Below are 22,497 nucleotides of genomic sequence, written 5' to 3'. Positions count from 1 at the left end.
AATCAATGCTCTTCAGACGCCATCGACAGATAGACGATCGTCAGAACCATGAAGATAAAGGCTTGCAGTGTGATGATCAGGATGTGGAAAATGGCCCACGGCACATTAAGGATCCACTGTGACCACCACGGCAACAGACCCGCTATCAGAATGAAAATCAGCTCACCCGCATACATGTTACCGAACAGTCGCAGACCGAGTGAAACCGGTTTGGACAGCAAGCTAACACCTTCAAGGATTAAGTTGACAGGGATGAATGCCCAGTGATTGAACGGCTGGAGCGTCAGTTCTTTTACGAACCCGCCCACGCCTTTCATTTTGATGCTGTAGAACAGAATCAGGATAAATACGCCCAGCGCCATAGACAGAGTGATGTTCACGTCAGCCGACGGAACGACGCGCAGCGCAGGCAGACCCAGCACATGCTCACCGATGTATGGAATCATATCGATAGGCAGCAGATCCATCAGGTTCATCAGGAATACCCAGACGAAAACCGTCAGGGCCAGTGGTGCAATGAGTTTGCTCTTGCCATGGTACATGTCTTTGACGCTGCCATGCACAAAGCCGATGACCATCTCAATTGCGGTCTGGAATTTACCCGGGACGCCACTGGTCGCCTTTTTGGCCACGCTGCGGAACATCGCCAGGAACAACAGACCCAGAACCACCGAGAAAAACATGGAGTCAATATTGAGCGTCCAGAAGGTGGCTGGGGGGTTATGCGGATCCACCAGCGAGAATGTACGCAAGTCAATCTGAAGGTTGTTCAGATGGTGACCTATGTAATCCTGCGGCGTCATATTTTCAGAAGCCATGATGCCTTTTACCCTTTGTTGTTAATTACAGCGGGTGCCAGTATCTGAACCACCAGCACCAAAACCCACGTAACGATGAGCGGCAAAAAAACCGCCTTAAAAACCGCCAACGCCACCACCAGCAAAGCCAGCATCGCTAACACCTTGAACGCCTCACCAAAGGCAAATGTCCAGGACACGCGTCCCTTAGCAGGTGTATGCGCCTGGTGACGCCAGGCAAAAATCATGAACAACACGTTAGGCAGTAATACTGCCATACCGCCACACAGGGCGGAAATGCCCCAGAAGGGGTCTTTGAGGCAAAACAGCAATCCACTTGCCATTACTGCCATAAGCTGAATGAACAGAAGCCTACGAGCGACGTTTCGATTTACGAGCGACACAGACATCACGTTCTACTCCTGCTCCTTACGAGGTATGCCGCGTGTCGTATAAAACGTCCTTTGAGACTTCGAGTCAAGCATCAAAAAGCGGACAAATTATACGGTGCGTACCGGTGATTTCAAACAATAAGTAGCTAAAAGGTGAATAAATGTTTAAACATTTTTCTGCCGGGCTATTTTCCATGATTTCACCAAACTGTGAACGATCAGACAAATCTGCAAATAACGCGAAATCACTGGTAATAAAGCGTGGCACAGATCACATAATAAAAATTACTGTTTTCATCGAAATAAAACTGTACGAAAAGTAGCTTTATTCATCCGTTTGAAATCTAAGCTAAAATTGAACAACTGTTTTCAAAAAAGCCATATACAGATTAAAAACCAACAATTGACATTTTTAATAACTAATTAACAGTCACAGGTCGTTCATAGCACGCATTTTTAGCAGCCTGATATTTTCATCTGTAACTATTTTCTTTGGTACCAAATAACATGTCGTTATGAGCAAGAAAACACATAGTAAATGAGTGGTTAAATGTAACCGGATGTTCCACCGCTTTGCCCCTCATTTGTTAACATCACGGTGGACGCAATTTTTCTAATTTTTTTGATAAAAATTAAATTTTGTTATGTTTTAACAGCACAAGATGACGCTCGCCATCCAGCGCAGGCACCTGCAACTTGATGATATTTTCAACAGCAAAACCTGCTGGTAACTGGGAGATTTCATCGTCCGGAACGTGACCTTTCAACGCATAAAAACGCCCTGACGGCGCCGGTAAATGCTGGCACCAGCTCACCATATCGTTCAGTGATGCAAAAGCACGGCTAATGACACCGTCGAATGGCGGCTCTGCCGGAAATGCTTCCACACGGCTTTGCACTGGCGCCACATTGTCCAGCTTCAGTTCGTGCTGCACCTGGCGCAGAAAACGCACGCGTTTGCCAAGGCTGTCCAGCAACGTGAAATGAGCGTCTGGCAACACGATAGCCAGCGGAATGCCCGGTAAACCAGGCCCGGTACCGACATCGATAAAACGCGAACCCTGCAGGTGCGGTGCCACGACAACACTGTCGAGGATATGACGCACCAGCATCTCGTTCGGATCGCGTACGGAAGTCAGGTTGTACGCTTTGTTCCATTTGTTGAGCAGTTCGACGTAGGCCACCAGCTGCTGTTGCTGGTGATCGGACAACGAAATGCCTGCTTCATCGAGCAGACGAGAGAGTTTTTTTAGCACGGTGATTACCTGTTAAAACAGAATTCAGAAACCCGGCAGACGTAACGCTGCCGGGAAAAATAGAATGATCAGGCGCTACGGCGCAGCATACCTTGTTTTTTCAGCCATACCAGCAGGATCGAGATGGCTGCGGGGGTTATACCTGAAATTCGTGACGCCTGTCCGATCGAAGCAGGTTTGTGGTCGTTGAGTTTGGCGATCACTTCGTTAGACAGCCCGCTCACCTGGCGATAATCAAGCGTGACCGGCAGCAGCGTGTTTTCGTTGCGCTGCTGTTTTTCGATCTCATCCTGCTGGCGAGCGATGTAGCCTTCGTATTTCACCTGAATCTCAACCTGCTCTGCGGCCTGAACGTCATCCAGCCCCGGGGCAAACGGCGACAACTGCACCAGTTGATCGTAGGTCATTTCCGGGCGACGCAGCAGATCTTCCCCGCTGGCTTCACGGGAGAGCGGCGCTGTAATGTGAGCATTCACTTCGGCGGCAGATTCCGCAGACGGATTGACCCAGGTGGTTTTCAGGCGCTGACGTTCGCGTTCGATACGTTCCAGTTTCTCATTGAAACGCCCCCAACGGTCATCATCCACCAGACCCAGTTCGCGACCCATTTCGGTCAGACGCAGATCGGCGTTGTCTTCGCGCAACATCAGGCGGTATTCCGCGCGTGAGGTAAACATGCGGTACGGTTCTTTGGTGCCCAGCGTGCAAAGATCGTCCACCAGCACCCCCAGGTAAGCCTGCGAACGGCCCGGCGCCCAGCCCTCTTTTTCGGCAGAGAAGCGGGCAGCGTTGAGACCGGCAAGCAGACCCTGCGCAGCGGCTTCTTCGTAACCAGTGGTGCCGTTGATCTGCCCGGCAAAGAACAGACCCTCGATAAATTTGCTTTCCAGCGTTGGTTTCAGGTCGCGCGGATCGAAGAAATCGTACTCGATGGCGTAACCCGGGCGCACAATGCGCGCGTTTTCCATTCCCTGCATCGAACGGACAATCTGCATCTGCACATCAAACGGCAGGCTGGTGGAGATCCCGTTTGGGTAAATTTCGTTTGAGGTCAACCCTTCCGGCTCGAGGAAGATCTGATGCTGGTTGCGATCGGCAAAGCGCATCACTTTATCTTCGATCGACGGACAGTAACGCGGACCGATCCCTTCGATCACTCCAGCATACATTGGGCTGCGATCGAGGTTATTGCGGATCACGTCGTGCGTTTTCTCATTGGTGTGCGTGATGTAGCACGGCACCTGGCGCGGGTGTTGATCCGCCGACCCCATGAACGAGAAGACTGGCATCGGATTGTCGCCATGCTGCTGAGCAAGAACGCTGAAATCGATGGTGCGGGCATCGATACGCGGCGGGGTCCCGGTTTTCAGGCGGTTTACCCGCAACGGCAGTTCACGCAGACGGCGTGAAAGTGAAATTGACGGCGGATCTCCCGCGCGACCACCGCTGTAGTTATCCAGACCGATATGAATTTTGCCATCAAGGAAGGTGCCGACGGTCAAAACCACCGCTCTGGCGCGGAACTTCAGCCCCATCTGGGTGACAGCGCCGACGACACGATCATTTTCGACGATCAGATCTTCAACCGCCTGCTGGAAGATCATCAGATTCGGTTGGTTTTCCAGTGCCGTACGCACCGCCTGACGGTACAGCACGCGGTCAGCCTGGGCGCGAGTCGCGCGAACTGCCGGGCCTTTGCTGGCGTTTAGTATCCTGAACTGAATACCTGCCTGATCGATGGCTTTTGCCATCAGGCCACCGAGGGCGTCCACTTCTTTTACCAGATGTCCTTTTCCAATACCGCCGATCGCCGGGTTACAGCTCATTTGCCCCAGCGTATCGATATTGTGTGTCAAAAGCAGAGTCTGTTGACCCATACGCGCTGCGGCCATCGCGGCCTCAGTGCCTGCATGACCCCCGCCAATGATAATGACGTCAAAAGGATCCTGATAAAACATGGTTTCCTGCCTCGCGGTGTCGCGGTTTGAAAATGGATTGGTGCCCGGGCCGTGGATTCTACTCAACTTTAGTCGATGGAGAAAGCACTGGGATCCTGGGTATTAAAAAGAAGATCTTTTTATTTAGAGATCTGTTCTATTGTGATCTCTTATTAGGATCGACGTCCTTTGTGGATAAGTCGGATCCGACGTTCAGGATCAATACATTACAAAGGATCATTCGCTGTGAATGATCGGTGATCCTGACCCGTATAAGCTGGGATCAAAATGAAGGGTTATACACAGGGTGAAAACTAACCAAACCTTATACTTTGGATAACTACCGGTTGATCCAAGCTTTTAACCAGAGTTATCCACATAAGATCGCACGATCTGTTCATCTATTTGATCAAATTTATCCAGGATCCTGTCCATTCTTCAGCCGGATCTTCAGGAATGTCGTGTTCAAGGATGTTGATCTTCAGCGTTTCGCCAACCTGTTTCGCACCGCAAGACAGAAGCAGAGCATCAAGTTTGTCGATGGCACCGCAGAAGGTGTCATATTCACGGCTACCGATGCCGATCGCGCCAAAACGCACGCCAGACAAATCAGGCTTCTTCTCCTGGATATCGTCATAGAACGGTTGCAGGTTGTCCGGAATATCTCCGGCGCCGTGCGTGGAGCTGATCAACAGCCAGAGACCGTTGGGGGTCAGATCCTCCAGCAGAGGGCCATGCAGCGTTTCGGTTGAAAAACCCGCGTCCTCCAGCTTTTCCGCCAGATGTTCCGCTACATATTCCGCACCACCCAGCGTGCTGCCGCTGATAAGCGTAATGTCCGCCATGATCGCCACTCCTTAATACAGAGTGGCGTATTGTACGCTGTGTGCGAGCTGGGATCTACCTGTGGAAAATGTGGGATTAATTTTGCGTGGTTACGGGCGGATCGTCCGCATTATCGGGTTCTGCAGGGAGATCAGAGTCTCCGTGGACTGAATTTCATCGATTGTTTGGATCTTGTTGATAAGTACCTGCTGGAGCGCGTCGATCGAGCGGCACATCACCTTAATAAAGATACTGTAGTGGCCGGTGGTGTAATACGCCTCGGTGACTTCATCCAGGCTTTCCAGTTTCGCCAGCGCCGACGGATAATCCTTCGCGCTTTTAAGAATGATGCCGATAAAGCAGCAGACATCATATCCCAGCTGTTTTGGACTGACATCGATACGCGCGCCGATGATGATCCCGGCCTGCTTCATTTTTTCTACCCGGACGTGGATGGTCCCCGGGCTGACCCCAAACTGTTTCGCCAGTTCGGCGTAAGCGGTGCGTGCATTGGCCATCAGCGCCTCAAGGATGCCGCGGTCCAGATTGTCGATCTGATAATTTTCCATAGGTTTTTCTTATGAAGATTGAGGATTGTGACAATTTTAGCCCACGATTTTATTGAATCAAAAGTGATAAGCCAATTTTGTTTGTTGATTATTGAATTCCACTCCACTTTTGTTGCTTAATCAATAGCAACAGGACGCAGGAGTCAAAAAAATGAAAACCGCTTATATCGCAAAACAACGTCAGATCAGTTTCGTAAAATCCCATTTTTCCCGTCAGCTGGAAGAAAAGCTTGGCCTGATCGAAGTTCAGGCACCGATCTTAAGCCGCGTGGGCGACGGGACACAGGATAACTTGTCTGGTTGCGAAAAAGCGGTGCAGGTGAAAGTGAAAACACTGCCAGACGCCCAGTTCGAAGTGGTTCATTCACTGGCGAAATGGAAACGTCAAACTCTGGGGCAACATGACTTCAGCGCGGGCGAAGGGCTGTACACGCATATGAAAGCCCTTCGTCCTGACGAAGACCGCCTGACCCCGATCCACTCTGTTTATGTGGATCAGTGGGACTGGGAACGCGTAATGAACGATGGCGAACGCCACACCGGTACGCTGAAAGCGACCGTGGAAGCCATCTGGCAGGGGATTAAAGAAACTGAAGCCGCGGTCAGTAAAGAGTTTGGTCTGAAACCTTTCCTGCCGGAACAGATCCACTTCGTTCACAGCCAGGAGCTGCTCTCCCGTTTTCCGGGTCTGGACGCGAAAGGCCGTGAGCGCGCGATTACCAGAGAGTTGGGCGCCGTTTTCCTGATTGGCATCGGCGGTAAGCTGAGCGATGGTCAGCGTCACGACGTTCGCGCGCCGGATTATGACGACTGGAGCACGCCGGTATCCGAAGGGTTTGCCGGTCTGAATGGTGACATTCTGGTATGGAACCCGATGCTGGAAGATGCGTTCGAGCTCTCTTCCATGGGGATCCGTGTGGATGCCGAAACCCTGAAACGCCAGCTGGCGCTGACGGGAGATGAAGATCGCCTGAAACTCGAATGGCACCAGGCGCTGCTGCGTGGCGAAATGCCGCAGACGATCGGCGGTGGTATTGGTCAGTCTCGCCTCACCATGCTGCTGCTCCAGTTGCCGCACATCGGTCAGGTGCAGTGCGGTGTATGGCCGCAGCAGGTTCGTGAGAGCGTCGGCGCGCTGCTTTAAGCGTAACGATTAACGCCGCCAGCGACGCAGCAGACGGCTACGTAACCCGGTATCAAAGCGCCAGATATGATCGAAGATGCGCATGATGCCGGGTTTTCCATGTGTGGACATCGCCACGGCGTGAAAACGGTGCTGATGAACACGCTGCAGATCCTTCACTTTACTCACCACATTATCCGGCAGTCGCTGGGCGATAAAATCGGAGATCACCACCGCATCGGCATCCGCCCACGCTGCTTCCTGCATTCTTTCGATAATGGCGCGAAAACAGCTGGCGATATCGGTACCGCCGCGAAAACGCTGGCTTAAAAAGCGGATCGCCTGCTCGAGTCCCTGACGGCTGGAGAGTTCGTAACGCACCACTTCGCTGGAGAACAGCATAATAAAGCAGCGACGGTTATCCGCCAGCGCCACGCGCATCAACGCCAGACAGAATGCCTTGGCACATTGTTCGTTGAAGCCGCCCATCGAACCTGATGTGTCCACACAGACGATAAACGGCCCGCGCGGTTGTTGTTCCACATCCTGATGAACCACCGGCCGTTCGCTGATCTTTTCCCGCCAGGCATCGCCATGAAGGCGATAGGTTAGCAGCTGTTTTTCCACCAGCCGGCGATAAAATTCATACTCCAGTTCGGTAATACCGAGCGTGGCCAGCTCCGGCGGTAAAAGCCGCAAAATATCGTCGCTTCGTTGCAGACCGTCGACCTGCTCCGGTACGGTAGCCGGTTCGCGCACCAGCGTGCGAAAGGTCTCCATCGGCGCGTCTTTTTTGGGAACGGATTTCGCCTCCCGCGAACGTCCGAGTTGCTCGGCAAGCTGCATCAGTTCGGGCTGCTGACTCAGAAACTCGCCGTATTTCACGATTAACTGATAGTCACCGCGTTTGAGCTGCCCGGCGCTCATGTCCCACAGACGCCCGGCGGCGTTTTCATTTTCCACCAGCACTGGTTCAAGCTGACCGCTTAAGGTCATCCGTTCCTGCACTTCGCTCAGCAATTGCTCACGCTCCTCTTCCAGCAGTTGCTGATTCAGGGAGGTGGTCTGAACGACCAGACTTAACCGCCAGCGCTGTAAAAACAGGGTATGCAGTGCGGGCGTGAAGGTGGCGTTGCTGTCCACCAGATGTTGCGCCTGGGCGGCAAACGGTGACTGGAGTTTCTGCAGTAGCGCCAGCGTTTGTGGTAGCGCGACGATAAATTGCGACGTCGACAGTAACTGGCTCTGCTGATAACAAAGCACCTCTTCCGCCAGATCCGGCGGCACATCGGTCTCTTTTAACCGGCTTTTTAGCGCGTCGCGCCAGCGCGGGAGATCGTTTGCGATCGCGTTTTTCAGTCGGGGGAATTTTTCAAAAAAGAGCGCCAACTGCGGTGATGCCAGCAGCGCGAGGATCATCTCATCGATTAACCCCTCTTCACTGACTGCCAGCATCACATTGAGCGTATCCAGCGTCAGCATTGACGAGCCTGTTTAATCTGCGCTCCGACGTCCTGCAGGCTGGCTTCAATGCGACCTAACCAGTCGCGATGGATGAACAGGCATTTCTGCTGTTCGCTAAAGCGGTTATGTTGCTGGTGCCAGGCTTCATCAAGCGCATCCAGTTGCTGTTTGATCTCCGCTGGCATGTTTTCTTGCGATTCGGCGCCGGGTAACGCAAGGCGTGAGCCCTGAAGGCTGACGTCGCGCACCACCAGATGCAGGCTGGTGTCGACTTCAAGGTTAATCACCTGCGCAAAACCAATCCCGTTCAGCTTGCCGCGGATCTCGCCGCCTTTCTCAAGCCACAACTCCAGCACCGCACGCTCAAAGGTAATATGAACCACGTTGATGTCATGCAGTTTCAGCGGCTGCTGAAGCAGCAGTATCAGCGTGCTGTCTTTGATATCGGCAGGCAGTTCATAATGCGGTTTACGGCTGAACATCCCGCCGACGCGGGTGACTTTGAGCGCCGTTTTATCACTCTGTTGTTGCTGGAGCTGGATGCGTTGCTGCACAATTGCACCGAGACGCGTCAGCATCAGTTGCTGTTGCCAGGCGTGCCCGGTCATCAATATTTCCAGCTGCTGTTGCATCAGATTCATGCTTTCCGCGTCATACCACAGGCAGTCTTTCAACAGGATAAGATCGATGGGCGCGATAGCGTCGCGTCCACTGAAGAAGGCGCTGGCCTGCAGCAGACGGATTGCTTTTTTCCAGCGCCGATCGGAAACATATGGCGCGGCGGGTAGCGCATCCAGCTGCTGGCGCAGCTGGTAAATCAGTTCGAAGACGCTGTCGGTCAACGTAATGTCACCAATGGCTTTCTGCCACTGCACAAATTCTACATCGGTGACCTGTAAACCGGCGGGAACAGGGTTTTCGCTTTCATCCTGCTGGCTGACCAGCATCGAACGGAAGTTGCCCTTTTCCTGGACTTTATCGAGCCACAGGCGAATCAGCATACGGTCATAAAGCGCTTCCAGGCTGCTGTCCGCTTCCGGCAATTCGTTGGATGCCGCCACCAGCAGACGCATGGGTATTTTTTCTTCGTGGGCGCCGTTACGAAAACTGCGTTCGTTGATGGCAGTCAACAGGGTGTTCAGAATGGCCGGGCCGGCTTTCCAGATCTCATCCAGAAAAACGATTTCCGCTTCCGGCAGATACCCGGCGGTAAGGCGTTCATAGCGGCCTTCGTCCTTCAGCGCCTGAATGGACAGTGGGCCAAACACCTCTTCCGGCGTGGAAAAACGGGTCATCAGATATTCAAACGCGCGCGCATGCTGAAAAGCGAACTTCAGGCGGCGGGCAATAAGGCTTTTGGCAATGCCAGGGGGACCGAGCAGAAAAACGCTCTCGCCGCTGAGCGCTGCCAGCAGGCACAGGCGGATTGCGTGGCTGCGTTCATAGAGCCCTTTTTCCAGCGCTCCGCTTAGCCGGGAAATTCTTTCCGCCAACAGATGTGATTGAGCCATAATTGATTTGCGTCCTTTCGCCGAAAACCGGCTAATTGAGCGAGTATAGCCGCTCAGGATTATCGGTGGTACCCGGTGCCGACGCTGCGCTTTTTTTATTTGAGCCAGGTTAACATGAATTCAGTTAGGGGTACGATTTTGCGATTAATCGTGCATACTGTGCGCCTTTTTGTGGGCCAAGGGACCAGGCACTCATTTGTTTTATAAACGAAAGAAGAGTCTATGAGTACTGATAATAAGCAATCGTTGCCTGCGATTACGCTCGCAGCCATTGGCGTGGTGTACGGTGACATTGGTACCAGCCCGCTGTATACGCTTCGTGAATGTCTGTCCGGGCAGTTCGGTTTTGGCGTAGAACGTGATGCGGTATTTGGGTTTCTGTCACTGATTTTCTGGCTGCTGATTTTTACGGTCTCCATCAAGTACATCACCTTTGTGATGCGCGCGGATAACGCCGGTGAAGGTGGTATCCTGACGCTGATGTCGCTGGCCGGGCGCAACACGTCGGCAAGAACCACGTCAGTGCTGGTGATCCTTGGCCTGATAGGCGGCAGCTTTTTTTATGGCGAGGTGGTGATCACCCCGGCGATTTCGGTGATGTCCGCTATCGAGGGGCTGGAGATCATTGCGCCGCAACTGGATTCCTGGATAGTCCCCATTTCTATCATCGTCCTCACCTTACTCTTTGTGATCCAAAAGCATGGCACCGGTATGGTCGGCAAACTGTTTGCTCCGATTATGCTGATCTGGTTCCTGCTGCTGGCGGTGCTGGGGTTGCGAAGCATTATTGCTAACCCGGATGTGCTGCATGCGCTGAACCCTTACTGGGCGGTGCATTTTTTCCTTGAATTTAAAGCGGTTTCTTTCGTAGCGCTGGGCGCGGTGGTGCTGGCCATCACGGGTGTCGAGGCGCTGTATGCGGATATGGGCCATTTCGGCAAACTGCCAATTCGCGTGGCCTGGTTTACGGTGGTGTTGCCATCGCTGGTGCTGAACTATTTTGGTCAGGGCGCGCTGTTGCTGGAGCATCCTGAAGCGATTAAAAACCCGTTCTTCCTGCTGGCCCCTGAATGGGCGCTGGTGCCAATGCTGATCATTGCCACCCTGGCAACAGTGATTGCGTCACAGGCAGTGATTTCCGGCGTCTTTTCGTTGACCCGTCAGGCGGTACGTCTCGGCTATCTGTCGCCGATGCGTATTATTCACACCTCGGAAATGGAATCCGGCCAGATCTACATTCCGTTCATCAACTGGCTGCTCTATTTTGCTGTGGTGCTGGTCATCGTCAGCTTTGAACATTCGAGCAATCTGGCAGCGGCTTACGGCATTGCGGTGACCGGTACGATGGTTCTGACCTCCATTCTTTCTGCTACTGTGGCGCGGAAAAACTGGAACTGGAATAAATACCTGGTGGGGCTGATCCTGTTGTCGTTCCTGTTTGTCGATGTGCCACTGTTCTCCGCGAACCTGGATAAACTGCTCTCCGGCGGCTGGCTGCCGTTAAGCCTGGGTATCGTGATGTTCCTGGTGATGACCACCTGGAAAAGCGAGCGCTTCCGTTTGCTGCGTCGCATGCATGAGCACGGTAATTCTCTGGAAGCGATGATCGCCTCGCTGGAGAAATCACCGCCAGTGCGTGTGCCAGGTACCGCGGTCTATATGTCCCGCGCGCTGAACGTGATCCCTTTTGCGATGTTGCATAACCTGAAACACAACAAGGTGCTGCATGAACGTGTGATCCTGCTGACGTTGCGGACCGAAGATGCGCCGTATGTCCACAACGTGCGTCGTGTGCAGATAGAACAATTGTCGCCGTCATTCTGGCGGGTGGTGGCCAGTTACGGCTGGCGTGAAACGCCGAACGTGGAAGAGGTTTTCCACCGCTGTGGTCTGGAAGGGCTCAGTTGCCGGATGATGGAAACGTCGTTCTTTATGTCGCATGAGTCGTTGATCCTCGGCGATGACCGGCCGTGGTATCTGCGGCTGCGCGGTAAGCTCTATCTTCTGTTGCAACGCAACGCCCTGCGCGCACCGGATCAGTTTGAAATTCCACCTAACCGCGTTATCGAACTCGGCACACAAGTCGAGATTTAACGCGCGTCTTTCTGCCGGGCGGCGCTTCGCCTGCCCGGCAGCCTGAAACCGCGATTGAACCCCCTCGAATTTCACTTTGCGAAACGTTTCGATGCCGATCACATTTCTATAACGTAATGATGGTTTTCTGAGCGTCAGTACGCTAAAACTATCACCAGCGAAACGTTTCGCTAGTGGAGTAAAAAAATGAAGAAAGGTATCGTTCTTAACGCTGAGATCTCCTCGGTCATTTCCCGTCTTGGGCATACTGATACGTTAGTGGTGTGTGATGCAGGCTTGCCAATCCCACACAGCGCCGAACGCATCGATATGGCACTTACCCACGGCGTACCTTCATTTATGCAGGTTCTGGACGTGGTCACTACGGAGATGCAGGTAGAGAAAGCCATTCTGGCGGAAGAGATTAAACAGCATAATCCGCAACTCCACGAAACGTTGCTCAAACACATCGAGCGACTGCAGCAACACCAGGGAAACACCATTGAAATTCGTTACACCACCCATGAACAGTTCAAACAACAAACCGCGCTAAGTCAGGCGGTCATTCGCAGCGGGGAATGCTCCCCGTATGCGAATATTATTCTTTGTGCTGGCGTCACGTTCTGAGGCCACCATGGACGCATTACTGCAACTCAAAGGCATCGACAAAGCATTCCCGGGGGTTAAAGCCCTGTCCGGCGCGTCACTGAACGTCTACCCCGGTCGCGTGATGGCGCTGGTGGGTGAAAACGGCGCGGGCAAATCCACGATGATGAAAGTGCTGACGGGGATCTACACCCGCGATGCCGGTTCGTTGTTATGGCTCGGTAAAGAAACCACCTTTACCGGGCCAAAATCTTCTCAGGAAGCGGGGATTGGCATTATCCATCAGGAACTGAACCTGATCCCGCAGCTCACCATTGCAGAAAACATTTTCCTCGGCCGCGAGTTTGTAAACCGCTTCGGTAAAATCGACTGGAAAATGATGTTCGCCGAAGCAGACAAACTGCTGGCGAAGCTGAATTTACGCTTTAAGAGTGACCTTATGGTGGGCGATTTATCGATTGGCGATCAGCAAATGGTGGAAATCGCCAAGGTGCTGAGCTTCGAATCGAAAGTCATCATTATGGATGAACCGACCGATGCGCTGACCGATACCGAAACCGAATCCCTGTTCCGCGTCATCCGCGAGTTGAAATCGCAGGGGCGCGGAATTGTCTACATTTCCCATCGTCTGAAAGAAATCTTCGAGATTTGCGATGATGTCACCGTCTTTCGCGACGGGCAGTTTATCGCCGAACGCGAAGTTGCCTCGCTCACTGAAGATCAACTGATCGAGATGATGGTGGGTCGTAAGCTGGAAGAACAGTATCCTCATCTTGCGAAAGCGCCGGGTGAAATCCGTATGAAGGTCGATAACCTCTGCGGGCCAGGCGTGAATGATGTGTCATTTACTCTGCGCAAAGGCGAAATTCTTGGCGTCGCCGGGCTGATGGGCGCCGGGCGTACCGAACTGATGAAAGTGCTGTACGGCGCGCTGCCGCGAACCAGTGGTTATGTCACGCTCGACGGACACGAAGTGGTGACCCGTTCACCGCAGGATGGCCTCGCCAACGGTATCGTGTATATCTCGGAAGACCGTAAGCGCGATGGCCTCGTGCTGGGTATGTCGGTGAAAGAAAACATGTCGCTGACGGCGCTGCGCTATTTCAGTCGTAACGGCGGTAGCATCAAACATAAAGATGAGCAGCAGGCGGTGAGCGATTTTATTCGCCTGTTTAACGTCAAAACCCCGTCGATGGAACAGGCTATCGGCCTGCTGTCCGGCGGTAACCAGCAAAAAGTGGCGATTGCCCGCGGGTTGATGACCCGCCCGAAAGTACTGATCCTCGATGAGCCGACCCGCGGCGTTGACGTGGGGGCCAAGAAAGAGATCTACCAGTTAATAAACCAGTTCAAAGCCGATGGCCTGAGCATCATTCTGGTCTCCTCCGAGATGCCGGAAGTGTTAGGCATGAGCGATCGCATCATGGTGATGCATGAAGGGCATCTCGGCGGTGAATTCACACGCGAGCAGGCCACTCAGGAAGTGTTGATGGCTGCCGCTGTGGGCAAGCTTAACCGTGTGAATCAGGAGTAAAAAAGATGACTACCTCGGCTGTTTCTGGGCGCCGTTATTTCACTAAGGCGTGGCTGATGGAGCAAAAATCGCTGATCGCCCTGCTGGTGCTGATCGCGATTGTGTCGGCCATGAGCCCCAACTTTTTTACCATCAACAACCTGTTCAACATTCTGCAGCAAACTTCTGTTAACGCCATTATGGCGGTTGGCATGACGCTGGTGATCCTCACCTCTGGGATCGATTTATCCGTCGGTTCGTTGCTGGCGCTGACCGGCGCCGTGGCGGCATCGATTGTCGGTATCGAAGTTAACGCGCTGGTGGCGGTCGCGACAGCGCTGGCGCTGGGTGCGGCGATTGGCGCCGTAACCGGGGTGATTGTCGCCAAAGGTCGCGTGCAGGCGTTTATCGCCACGCTGGTCATGATGTTGCTGCTGCGCGGCGTGACGCTGGTTTATACCAACGGTAGTCCGATCAATACCGGGTTTACCGATAACGCTGATCTGTTTGGCTGGTTCGGTATCGGTCGCCTGCTGGGCGTCCCGGCACCGGTCTGGATCATGGCGATTGTCTTTATCGCCGCCTGGTACATGCTGCATCACACACGTCTGGGGCGTTACATCTATGCGCTCGGCGGTAACGAAGCAGCAACGCGTCTGTCGGGGATTAACGTCAATAAAATCAAGATTATCGTCTATTCTTTGTGTGGTTTGTTGGCTTCACTGGCAGGCATTATCGAAGTGGCGCGTCTCTCTTCCGCGCAACCGACTGCAGGGACAGGCTATGAACTGGACGCCATCGCGGCCGTTGTGCTCGGCGGTACCAGTCTGGCTGGCGGTAAAGGTCGTATTGTCGGGACCCTGATTGGTGCGTTAATCCTCGGTTTCCTGAACAATGGTTTGAATTTGTTAGGTGTTTCCTCCTATTACCAGATGATCGTCAAAGCGGTGGTGATTTTGCTGGCGGTGCTGGTAGACAACAAAAAGCAGTAATAATCGACTACAGGACATCTCAGATATGAACATGAAAAAACTGGCTACTCTGGTTTCAGCTGTGGCACTGAGCGCCACCGTAAGCGCCAACGTAATGGCAAAAGATACCATCGCACTGGTGATCTCCACGCTGAATAACCCGTTCTTCGTATCGCTGAAAGACGGGGCGCAGAAAGAAGCTGACAAACTGGGCTATGAGCTGGTGGTTCTGGATTCCCAGAACAACCCGGCGAAAGAGCTGGCTAACGTGCAGGACCTGACCGTTCGCGGCACCAAACTGCTGCTGATCAACCCGACCGATTCTGACGCTGTTGGTAACGCCGTAAAAATGGCAAACCAGGCGAAAATCCCGGTGATTACCCTTGACCGTGTGGCGTCAAAAGGCGACGTCGTGAGCCATATCGCCTCTGACAACGTGTTAGGCGGCAAAATTGCCGGTGACTACATCGCCAAAAAAGCCGGTGAAGGCGCGAAAGTGATCGAACTGCAGGGGATTGCCGGGACATCCGCAGCGCGTGAACGTGGTGAAGGCTTCCAGCAGGCTGTTGCGGCACACAAATTTAACGTACTGGCCAGCCAGCCGGCTGACTTTGACCGTACTAAAGGTCTGAACGTAATGCAGAACCTGCTGACCGCACACCCGGACGTACAGGCTGTGTTTGCTCAGAATGACGAAATGGCGCTGGGTGCTCTGCGTGCATTACAGACCGCAGGTAAATCCGATGTGATGGTGGTTGGATTTGACGGTACTCCTGATGGCGAAAAAGCAGTAAATGATGGCAAACTGGCTGCGACTATCGCTCAGCTTCCTGAGCAGATCGGCGCTAAAGGCGTTGACACTGCGGATAAGGTACTGAAAGGCGAGAAGGTTCAGGCCAAATATCCGGTTGACCTGAAACTGGTCATCAAGCAGTAATAAGCGATTCAGGTTGTTCGCAGCCTGAGGGACAACGTATAAAGAAAAGCAGGGCATGCGCCACCGGTATTCTCAACGGTGGCGCACTTTACCGGACACACTCAAAATGAAAACCGCAGGCAACCTCGTCGTCCTTGGCAGTATTAATGCCGATCACATTCTTAACCTTGAAACGTTCCCGACACCTGGCGAAACCGTTACCGGCAACCACTATCAGGTGGCGTTCGGCGGTAAAGGCGCAAACCAGGCGGTGGCTGCCGGGCGTAGCGGCGCGAAGATCGCCTTCATCGCCTGTACCGGCGATGATGACACCGGTGTTCGCGTACGCAAGCAACTGGAAAGCGACAATATTGACGTCACGCCCGTCAGCGCGATTCGCGGTGAATCAACCGGCGTCGCGCTGATTTTTGTCAATGCGGAAGGTGAGAATGTTATCGGTATTCATGCAGGTGCTAACGCTGCGCTCTCTACCGCGCTGGTAGAGGCAGAAAAAACGCGTATCGCTGAGGCGGATGCGTTGCTGATGCAACTGGAATCTCCACTGGAGAGCGTTCTGGCGGCGGCGAATATTGCGCATCAGCACCAGACTTCAGTCGTACTTAACCCGGCGCCGGCCCGTGAGTTATCTGACGAGCTGCTGTCGCTGGTGGATATCATTACTCCGAACGAAACTGAAGCGGAAAAACTGACCGGTATTCGCGTGGAAAATGACGACGATGCCGCGAAAGCCGCTCGGGCACTGCATGACAAAGGCATTAAAACGGTCATTATCACTCTCGGTAGTCGTGGCGTCTGGGCAAGCGTAGAAGGGAAAGGTCAGCGCGTTCCGGGGTTTAAAGTGAAAGCCATTGATACTATCGCTGCGGGAGACACCTTCAACGGTGCGCTGGTGACTGCGCTGCTGGAAGAGAATCCGCTGGACGAGGCGATTCGCTTTGCCCATGCCGCGGCGGCGATTGCCGTCACGCGCAAAGGTGCGCAACCTTCGGTTCCCTGGCGCAAAGAGATCGACGACTTCTTACGTCAACAGGGGTAACGTGTGGCTACCATGAAGGATGTTGCCCGCGTGGCGGGCGTTTCCACCTCGACGGTTTCACACGTTATCAATAAAGATCGTTTCGTGAGTGAAGCCATCACCGCGAAAGTGGAAGCCGCCATCAAAAACCTCAACTACGCGCCCTCTGCGCTGGCGCGTAGCCTTAAGCTCAACCAGACCCGCACCATTGGTATGCTCATTACCGCCAGTACCAACCCGTTCTATTCCGAGCTGGTTCGCGGCGTTGAACGTAGCTGCTTCGAACGCGGCTATAGCCTGGTGCTGTGCAATACCGAAGGCGACGAACAGCGTATGAACCGCAACCTTGAGACGCTGATGCAAAAGCGTGTCGATGGGCTGCTGTTGCTATGCACCGAAACACATCAACCTTCGCAAGAGATCATGCATCGCTACCCGTCAGTGCCGATGGTAATGATGGACTGGGCGCCATTCGATGGGGATTGTGATCTGATTCAGGACAACTCCCTGTTTGGCGGCGATATGGCGACGCAGTATCTGATCGACACCGGCCACACCCGCATCGCCTGTATTTCAGGCCCGCTGGACAAAACCCCTGCCCGCCTGCGCCTGGAAGGCTACCGGACGGCGATGCATCGCGCAGGGTTTGATATCACCGAAGGGTATGAAATCACCAGCGACTTTGAATTTGGTGGCGGCTTTGAGGCGATGAATGCGCTGCTGGCGCTGCCTGTTCCACCGGACGCCGTGTTTGCCGGTAACGATGCGATGGCGGTTGGTGCTTATCAGGCGCTGTATCAGGCTGGTTTGCGCATTCCGCAGGATATGGCGGTAATTGGTTACGATGATATCGAACTGGCGCGTTACATGACGCCGCCGCTGACGACGGTTCATCAACCGAAAGATGAGCTGGGCGAGCTGGCTATCGACGTGCTGATCCATCGTATGGCGCAGCCTGGTCAAAAGCAGCAGCGCGTGCAACTCACCCCTGAACTGGTGGTGCGTGGCTCGGTTTAATGTTTGTGCCGTTCTTTAATCAGATTGCGGCCATCTTTCGCTTTTAACAGCATAAACGTCAGCGCTGACACCACCGTAATCGCCCCCATCGTTATAAAGGTGTAGTGGAACTGCTCAACGGTGTTGGCGTTATCAAACCCTTCATAGAAGCGCAGCACCGCAGCGCTGATTGCCACCCCCAGACTAATCGATAACTGCTGTGTGACGGCTAACAGGCTGTTGCCGCTGCTGGCGTTTTCATCCGTCAGATCAGCGAGGGTGATGGTGTTCATTGACGTGAACTGCGTCGACATCGCCATCCCTAAAACAAACAGCGGCAGGAGCAGCATCCAGATGGGCATTGCCGGAGATTGCAGCGAGAACTGGGCAATCATCAGGCCGATAAACACCGTAATCCCTATCAGTGTTCTACGATACCCCAGCGTGCGCAGTACCCGCGTAACGGTCGATTTGGCAATGATCGAACCAACAGCGGTCGGCGCCATCATACAGCCTGCAATCAATGCCGGATAACCAAACCCGACCTGCAGCATCAGCGGCATCAGAAAGGGGATGCACCCGGTGCCGAGACGGGTGGCGAGGTTGCCCGCGATACCAACGGAAAACGTCCGCGTTTTAAAAATCGGCAGCGCGATGAGTGGCGTCGGGTGATGGCGTGCGTGGCGGATATAAACCAGCAGTAACAGCACGCTGGTAAGCACAATGGCTAATGCTATCCATGTTGTGACGATCTTCTCGCCCAACAACTCCATACCGCTGGAAAACAGCACCAGGCTCAGGCCAAACAGCAGGAAGCCCGACATATCAAAGCCACGACGTGGCGTGGTGAAGTTAGGCATGTATTTGCGGGCATATATCAGCCCGGCGATGCCAATCGGGATATTAATCAGGAAAATCCAGTGCCATGTCGCCCAGGTCACCAGAACGCCGCCGAGCACTGGCCCGAGAATGGGGCCTACCAGACCCGGCATCGTCACAAAGTTCAGCACCGGCAACAACTCGCTACGCGGATAGGCACGCAGTAATGCGAGGCGGGCGACCGGCATCATCATCGCGCCGCCAATGCCCTGAATGACGCGAAAGATAACCAGTTCCAGCAGCGAACTGGAGAGCGCACAAGCCAGCGAACCCAGCGTAAACAGACTGACGGCGAGCATAAAAATGCGGCGGGTACCGAAGCGATCAGCCAGCCAGCCGCTCACCGGGATCAGCATCGCCACCGTGAGGGTGTAGCTGATGATGGCGGACTGCATCGCCAGCGGGGAACGATGCAGGCTTTGCGCGATAGCGGGGAGTGCAGTGTTAAGAATAGTCGCGTCCAGTGCCTGCATAAAAAACGCCATTGCCGCAATCCACGGCAGGCCGGCCATGCTGTGCGCTTTCTTCCTGGTCATGCGGTTTCCTTCACTGTGCGGTTCCGGTATGTGGGGTATTCAATAGCGTCTGACACGCCAGCAACGCGCGCTGACCGTCACCGTCCTGAATGGCGTCAACGATAGCCTGGTGGAGATCGAGCTTCACCACTTCGTTTTGCGTAATCGACGTAAAATAGGTGTGATAGACCGAATGGAACAGCGAGGCGAATGAGGTAAGAAAAGGATTCGCACTCATTTTATAGATATGTTCGTGCCAGGCCATGTCGACGTCGATCCAGCGATCGCGGTTGAACTGTTTCTTCAGTTGAACCATTTCGTCCATCAATGTGTTGAGTTCCGCTTTCTGTTCCGCAGTACCCTGCGTCGCGGCCAGGAAGCAAGCCTGCGGCTCCAGACTGCTGCGCATCACCAGGAAATGCGTCACCACGGCTTCAAAATTGTCTTCGGTCAGCCACCAGGCAAGCAGCTCTTTATCAAGAAAGTTCCAGTGGCTTTGCGGCATTACGCGCGTGCCAATACGTGGGCGGGGGAGAACCATGCCTTTCGCGGTCAACGTTTTAACGGCTTCACGAACGGCGGTCCGGCTGACGCCGAAGCGTTCCCCCAGCTCCATTTCGCCAGGGAGAATGCTGCCCGGGGCATACTCACCGGTTAAAATTTTCTGCGCCAGTTTTTCTGCTAATACCCAGGAGATATTCTTTTGGGCTGCCAACTGCTGAGCACTTAAAGACATACATGCCGTTCCTTTTTTGTTTTTTCACTGTTTAGTATGCCATTCGATGAGAAAATCCGGCTGTTAAAACAGCAGATAGTGCATTTTATGGCAATTCACGCCGGGTGTTGGTGAAAAAAAGCGCGAACAGTAATTTTTTTTAAATTTCCTCTTGTCACCTCAGAATTACTCCCTATAATGCGCCTCCACTGACACGGCACAACGGCAAACACACCGGCCTGTCAGGTGAAGTTAACCGAAATAACATGTTGACTTCATAGCGGGAAAGCGTATTATGCACACCCCGCGCCGCTGACAAAAAGCGAAGCGGCAACTGCTCTTTAACAATTTATCAGACAATCTGTGTGGGCACTCGGAGTGACATGGATTCTTGACGTCCTCGGACGAAAAATGAATACCAAGTCTCAAAGAGTGAACACGTAATTCATTACGAAGTTTAATTCTTAGAGCATCAAACTTAAATTGAAGAGTTTGATCATGGCTCAGATTGAACGCTGGCGGCAGGCCTAACACATGCAAGTCGAGCGGTAACAGGAAGAAGCTTGCTTCTTTGCTGACGAGCGGCGGACGGGTGAGTAATGTCTGGGAAACTGCCTGATGGAGGGGGATAACTACTGGAAACGGTAGCTAATACCGCATAACGTCTTCGGACCAAAGTGGGGGACCTTCGGGCCTCATGCCATCAGATGTGCCCAGATGGGATTAGCTTGTTGGTGGGGTAACGGCTCACCAAGGCAACGATCCCTAGCTGGTCTGAGAGGATGACCAGCCACACTGGAACTGAGACACGGTCCAGACTCCTACGGGAGGCAGCAGTGGGGAATATTGCACAATGGGCGCAAGCCTGATGCAGCCATGCCGCGTGTATGAAGAAGGCCTTCGGGTTGTAAAGTACTTTCAGCGGGGAGGAAGGTGCTGTGGTTAATAACCGCAGCAATTGACGTTACCCGCAGAAGAAGCACCGGCTAACTCCGTGCCAGCAGCCGCGGTAATACGGAGGGTGCAAGCGTTAATCGGAATTACTGGGCGTAAAGCGCACGCAGGCGGTCTGTCAAGTCGGATGTGAAATCCCCGGGCTCAACCTGGGAACTGCATCCGAAACTGGCAGGCTTGAGTCTTGTAGAGGGGGGTAGAATTCCAGGTGTAGCGGTGAAATGCGTAGAGATCTGGAGGAATACCGGTGGCGAAGGCGGCCCCCTGGACAAAGACTGACGCTCAGGTGCGAAAGCGTGGGGAGCAAACAGGATTAGATACCCTGGTAGTCCACGCCGTAAACGATGTCGACTTGGAGGTTGTGCCCTTGAGGCGTGGCTTCCGGAGCTAACGCGTTAAGTCGACCGCCTGGGGAGTACGGCCGCAAGGTTAAAACTCAAATGAATTGACGGGGGCCCGCACAAGCGGTGGAGCATGTGGTTTAATTCGATGCAACGCGAAGAACCTTACCTGGTCTTGACATCCACGGAAGTTTTCAGAGATGAGAATGTGCCTTCGGGAACCGTGAGACAGGTGCTGCATGGCTGTCGTCAGCTCGTGTTGTGAAATGTTGGGTTAAGTCCCGCAACGAGCGCAACCCTTATCCTTTGTTGCCAGCGATTAGGTCGGGAACTCAAAGGAGACTGCCAGTGATAAACTGGAGGAAGGTGGGGATGACGTCAAGTCATCATGGCCCTTACGACCAGGGCTACACACGTGCTACAATGGCATATACAAAGAGAAGCGACCTCGCGAGAGCAAGCGGACCTCATAAAGTATGTCGTAGTCCGGACTGGAGTCTGCAACTCGACTCCACGAAGTCGGAATCGCTAGTAATCGTGGATCAGAATGCCACGGTGAATACGTTCCCGGGCCTTGTACACACCGCCCGTCACACCATGGGAGTGGGTTGCAAAAGAAGTAGGTAGCTTAACCTTCGGGAGGGCGCTTACCACTTTGTGATTCATGACTGGGGTGAAGTCGTAACAAGGTAACCGTAGGGGAACCTGCGGTTGGATCACCTCCTTACCTGAAAGAACCTGCCTTCGAAGTGCTCACACAGATTGTCTGATGAAAAGTGAATAGCAAGGCGTCTTGCGAAGCAGACTTTGTGTCCCCTTCGTCTAGAGGCCCAGGACACCGCCCTTTCACGGCGGTAACAGGGGTTCGAATCCCCTAGGGGACGCCACTTGCGCGGTAATGTGTGAAAGGCGTTGCCCACTGATATCTCAAAACTGACTCAGTGAGTCACGTTTGAGATATTTGCTCTTTAAAAATCTGGATCAAGCTGAAAATTGAAACGACACACAGTTTATGTGTGTTCGAGTCTCTCAAATTTTCGCAATCAGAAGACAACACTGTCAGAGGTGATGTGAGCGAAGTGAAGACAAGGCGTACCGCACGTAGCGA

Annotated in this window: 18 protein-coding genes, 1 tRNA gene and 1 rRNA gene; 10 read left to right on the top strand and 10 right to left on the bottom strand. The window is 53.4% G+C overall.

Features of this window, described 5'->3' with window-relative positions; translation table 11 throughout:
• Positions 1 to 2: 2 nt before the first annotated feature.
• The 6 genes from atpB to asnC form a co-directional block, all read right to left on the bottom strand.
• On the bottom strand, positions 3 to 818 hold the full coding sequence (gene atpB / locus QMG90_RS21955; protein ID WP_038161329.1) for a F0F1 ATP synthase subunit A: 816 nt from the start codon (positions 816 to 818) through the stop codon (positions 3 to 5).
• 8 nt (positions 819 to 826) lie between these two features.
• Complete coding sequence (gene atpI, locus QMG90_RS21950) at positions 827 to 1,207, bottom strand: F0F1 ATP synthase subunit I (RefSeq protein WP_283281953.1); 381 nt, start codon at positions 1,205 to 1,207, stop codon at positions 827 to 829.
• Positions 1,208 to 1,821: 614 nt separating this feature from the next.
• The gene (gene rsmG / locus QMG90_RS21945; protein ID WP_283281952.1) at positions 1,822 to 2,445 is read right to left on the bottom strand and encodes a 16S rRNA (guanine(527)-N(7))-methyltransferase RsmG; all 624 of its coding nucleotides are present in this window, start codon (positions 2,443 to 2,445) and stop codon (positions 1,822 to 1,824) included.
• Between the two features lie 68 nt (positions 2,446 to 2,513).
• Positions 2,514 to 4,403: a tRNA uridine-5-carboxymethylaminomethyl(34) synthesis enzyme MnmG gene (gene mnmG / locus QMG90_RS21940; RefSeq protein WP_283281951.1), complete on the bottom strand. Its 1,890-nt coding sequence runs from the start codon at positions 4,401 to 4,403 to the stop codon at positions 2,514 to 2,516.
• 380 nt (positions 4,404 to 4,783) lie between these two features.
• Positions 4,784 to 5,227 (bottom strand): FMN-binding protein MioC, encoded by a 444-nt coding sequence (mioC, locus tag QMG90_RS21935; protein WP_283281950.1) that lies wholly within the window; start codon positions 5,225 to 5,227, stop codon positions 4,784 to 4,786.
• Positions 5,228 to 5,317: 90 nt separating this feature from the next.
• Entirely contained in the window at positions 5,318 to 5,776 is a 459-nt protein-coding gene (asnC, locus tag QMG90_RS21930) for a transcriptional regulator AsnC (protein WP_283281949.1), read from the bottom strand.
• A gap of 151 nt (positions 5,777 to 5,927) precedes the next feature.
• Here asnC and asnA point away from each other — a divergent pair, with 151 nt between their 5' ends.
• Complete coding sequence (gene asnA / locus QMG90_RS21925) at positions 5,928 to 6,920, top strand: aspartate--ammonia ligase (RefSeq protein WP_283281948.1); 993 nt, start codon at positions 5,928 to 5,930, stop codon at positions 6,918 to 6,920.
• Positions 6,921 to 6,929: 9 nt separating this feature from the next.
• Here the strand turns inward: asnA and viaA are convergent, their stop codons facing one another.
• Both viaA and ravA read right to left on the bottom strand, forming a co-directional pair.
• On the bottom strand, positions 6,930 to 8,381 hold the full coding sequence (viaA, locus tag QMG90_RS21920) for an ATPase RavA stimulator ViaA (protein WP_283281946.1): 1,452 nt from the start codon (positions 8,379 to 8,381) through the stop codon (positions 6,930 to 6,932).
• Positions 8,375 to 9,874, bottom strand: a complete 1,500-nt coding sequence (gene ravA / locus QMG90_RS21915; RefSeq protein WP_283281945.1) for an ATPase RavA — start codon at positions 9,872 to 9,874, stop codon at positions 8,375 to 8,377. Before ravA ends, viaA begins: the two co-directional genes overlap by 7 nt.
• 222 nt (positions 9,875 to 10,096) lie before the next feature.
• Here ravA and kup point away from each other — a divergent pair, with 222 nt between their 5' ends.
• The 7 genes from kup (at position 10,097) to rbsR (ending at position 18,006) form a co-directional block, all read left to right on the top strand.
• Positions 10,097 to 11,968: a low affinity potassium transporter Kup gene (kup, locus tag QMG90_RS21910; protein ID WP_283281944.1), complete on the top strand. Its 1,872-nt coding sequence runs from the start codon at positions 10,097 to 10,099 to the stop codon at positions 11,966 to 11,968.
• 186 nt (positions 11,969 to 12,154) lie between these two features.
• Positions 12,155 to 12,574, top strand: a complete 420-nt coding sequence (gene rbsD / locus QMG90_RS21905) for a D-ribose pyranase (RefSeq protein ID WP_283281943.1) — start codon at positions 12,155 to 12,157, stop codon at positions 12,572 to 12,574.
• A 7-nt stretch (positions 12,575 to 12,581) separates the two neighbouring features.
• Entirely contained in the window at positions 12,582 to 14,087 is a 1,506-nt protein-coding gene (rbsA, locus tag QMG90_RS21900) for a ribose ABC transporter ATP-binding protein RbsA (RefSeq protein WP_283284024.1), read from the top strand.
• Between the two features lie 5 nt (positions 14,088 to 14,092).
• Positions 14,093 to 15,058, top strand: coding sequence for a ribose ABC transporter permease (rbsC, locus tag QMG90_RS21895; RefSeq protein ID WP_283281942.1), 966 nt, complete (start codon positions 14,093 to 14,095; stop codon positions 15,056 to 15,058).
• Between the two features lie 25 nt (positions 15,059 to 15,083).
• A complete protein-coding gene (gene rbsB, locus QMG90_RS21890; RefSeq protein ID WP_283281941.1) occupies positions 15,084 to 15,974 on the top strand; it encodes a ribose ABC transporter substrate-binding protein RbsB in 891 nt (296 codons plus the stop codon).
• Positions 15,975 to 16,080: 106 nt separating this feature from the next.
• Positions 16,081 to 17,010, top strand: a complete 930-nt coding sequence (gene rbsK / locus QMG90_RS21885; protein WP_283281940.1) for a ribokinase — start codon at positions 16,081 to 16,083, stop codon at positions 17,008 to 17,010.
• Between the two features lie 3 nt (positions 17,011 to 17,013).
• Positions 17,014 to 18,006 (top strand): ribose operon transcriptional repressor RbsR, encoded by a 993-nt coding sequence (rbsR, locus tag QMG90_RS21880; RefSeq protein WP_283281939.1) that lies wholly within the window; start codon positions 17,014 to 17,016, stop codon positions 18,004 to 18,006.
• On the opposite strand, the gene mdtD is transcribed toward rbsR, so the two are convergent.
• Together mdtD and QMG90_RS21870 are read right to left on the bottom strand one after the other, a co-directional pair.
• Positions 18,003 to 19,400, bottom strand: a complete 1,398-nt coding sequence (mdtD, locus tag QMG90_RS21875) for a multidrug transporter subunit MdtD (RefSeq protein ID WP_283281937.1) — start codon at positions 19,398 to 19,400, stop codon at positions 18,003 to 18,005. The genes rbsR and mdtD overlap by 4 nt on opposite strands.
• A 10-nt stretch (positions 19,401 to 19,410) precedes the next feature.
• Positions 19,411 to 20,115 carry a FadR/GntR family transcriptional regulator gene (locus QMG90_RS21870; protein ID WP_283281936.1) on the bottom strand — a complete coding sequence of 235 codons (705 nt, stop codon included), beginning with the start codon at positions 20,113 to 20,115 and terminating at the stop codon, positions 19,411 to 19,413.
• 459 nt (positions 20,116 to 20,574) lie between these two features.
• Here QMG90_RS21870 and QMG90_RS21865 point away from each other — a divergent pair.
• Positions 20,575 to 22,116: ribosomal RNA gene (locus QMG90_RS21865) — 16S ribosomal RNA — on the top strand.
• Positions 22,117 to 22,200: 84 nt separating this feature from the next.
• A tRNA-Glu gene (locus QMG90_RS21860) sits at positions 22,201 to 22,276 on the top strand.
• Positions 22,277 to 22,497: the final 221 nt, after the last annotated feature.

Origin of the sequence: Trabulsiella odontotermitis (assembly GCF_030053895.1) — a bacterium.
GTDB lineage: Bacteria > Pseudomonadota > Gammaproteobacteria > Enterobacterales > Enterobacteriaceae > Trabulsiella > Trabulsiella odontotermitis_C.
This window is presented reverse-complemented; position numbering and strand designations above follow the sequence as displayed.

Excerpts from the sequence above, each read along its gene's own strand:
- atpI (WP_283281953.1), bottom strand. The coding sequence starts at position 1,207 with ATGTCTGTGTCGCTCGTAAATCGAAACGTCGCTCGTAGGCTTCTGTTC.
- mioC (WP_283281950.1), bottom strand. The coding sequence starts at position 5,227 with ATGGCGGACATTACGCTTATCAGCGGCAGCACGCTGGGTGGTGCGGAA.
- rbsA (WP_283284024.1), top strand. The coding sequence starts at position 12,582 with ATGGACGCATTACTGCAACTCAAAGGCATCGACAAAGCATTCCCGGGG.
- QMG90_RS21870 (WP_283281936.1), bottom strand. The coding sequence starts at position 20,115 with ATGTCTTTAAGTGCTCAGCAGTTGGCAGCCCAAAAGAATATCTCCTGG.
- mdtD (WP_283281937.1), bottom strand. The coding sequence starts at position 19,400 with ATGACCAGGAAGAAAGCGCACAGCATGGCCGGCCTGCCGTGGATTGCG.
- atpB (WP_038161329.1), bottom strand. The coding sequence starts at position 818 with ATGGCTTCTGAAAATATGACGCCGCAGGATTACATAGGTCACCATCTG.
- kup (WP_283281944.1), top strand. The coding sequence starts at position 10,097 with ATGAGTACTGATAATAAGCAATCGTTGCCTGCGATTACGCTCGCAGCC.
- asnA (WP_283281948.1), top strand. The coding sequence starts at position 5,928 with ATGAAAACCGCTTATATCGCAAAACAACGTCAGATCAGTTTCGTAAAA.
- rbsC (WP_283281942.1), top strand. The coding sequence starts at position 14,093 with ATGACTACCTCGGCTGTTTCTGGGCGCCGTTATTTCACTAAGGCGTGG.
- mnmG (WP_283281951.1), bottom strand. The coding sequence starts at position 4,403 with ATGTTTTATCAGGATCCTTTTGACGTCATTATCATTGGCGGGGGTCAT.
- asnC (WP_283281949.1), bottom strand. The coding sequence starts at position 5,776 with ATGGAAAATTATCAGATCGACAATCTGGACCGCGGCATCCTTGAGGCG.
- ravA (WP_283281945.1), bottom strand. The coding sequence starts at position 9,874 with ATGGCTCAATCACATCTGTTGGCGGAAAGAATTTCCCGGCTAAGCGGA.
- rbsK (WP_283281940.1), top strand. The coding sequence starts at position 16,081 with ATGAAAACCGCAGGCAACCTCGTCGTCCTTGGCAGTATTAATGCCGAT.
- rbsB (WP_283281941.1), top strand. The coding sequence starts at position 15,084 with ATGAACATGAAAAAACTGGCTACTCTGGTTTCAGCTGTGGCACTGAGC.
- viaA (WP_283281946.1), bottom strand. The coding sequence starts at position 8,381 with ATGCTGACGCTGGATACGCTCAATGTGATGCTGGCAGTCAGTGAAGAG.
- rbsD (WP_283281943.1), top strand. The coding sequence starts at position 12,155 with ATGAAGAAAGGTATCGTTCTTAACGCTGAGATCTCCTCGGTCATTTCC.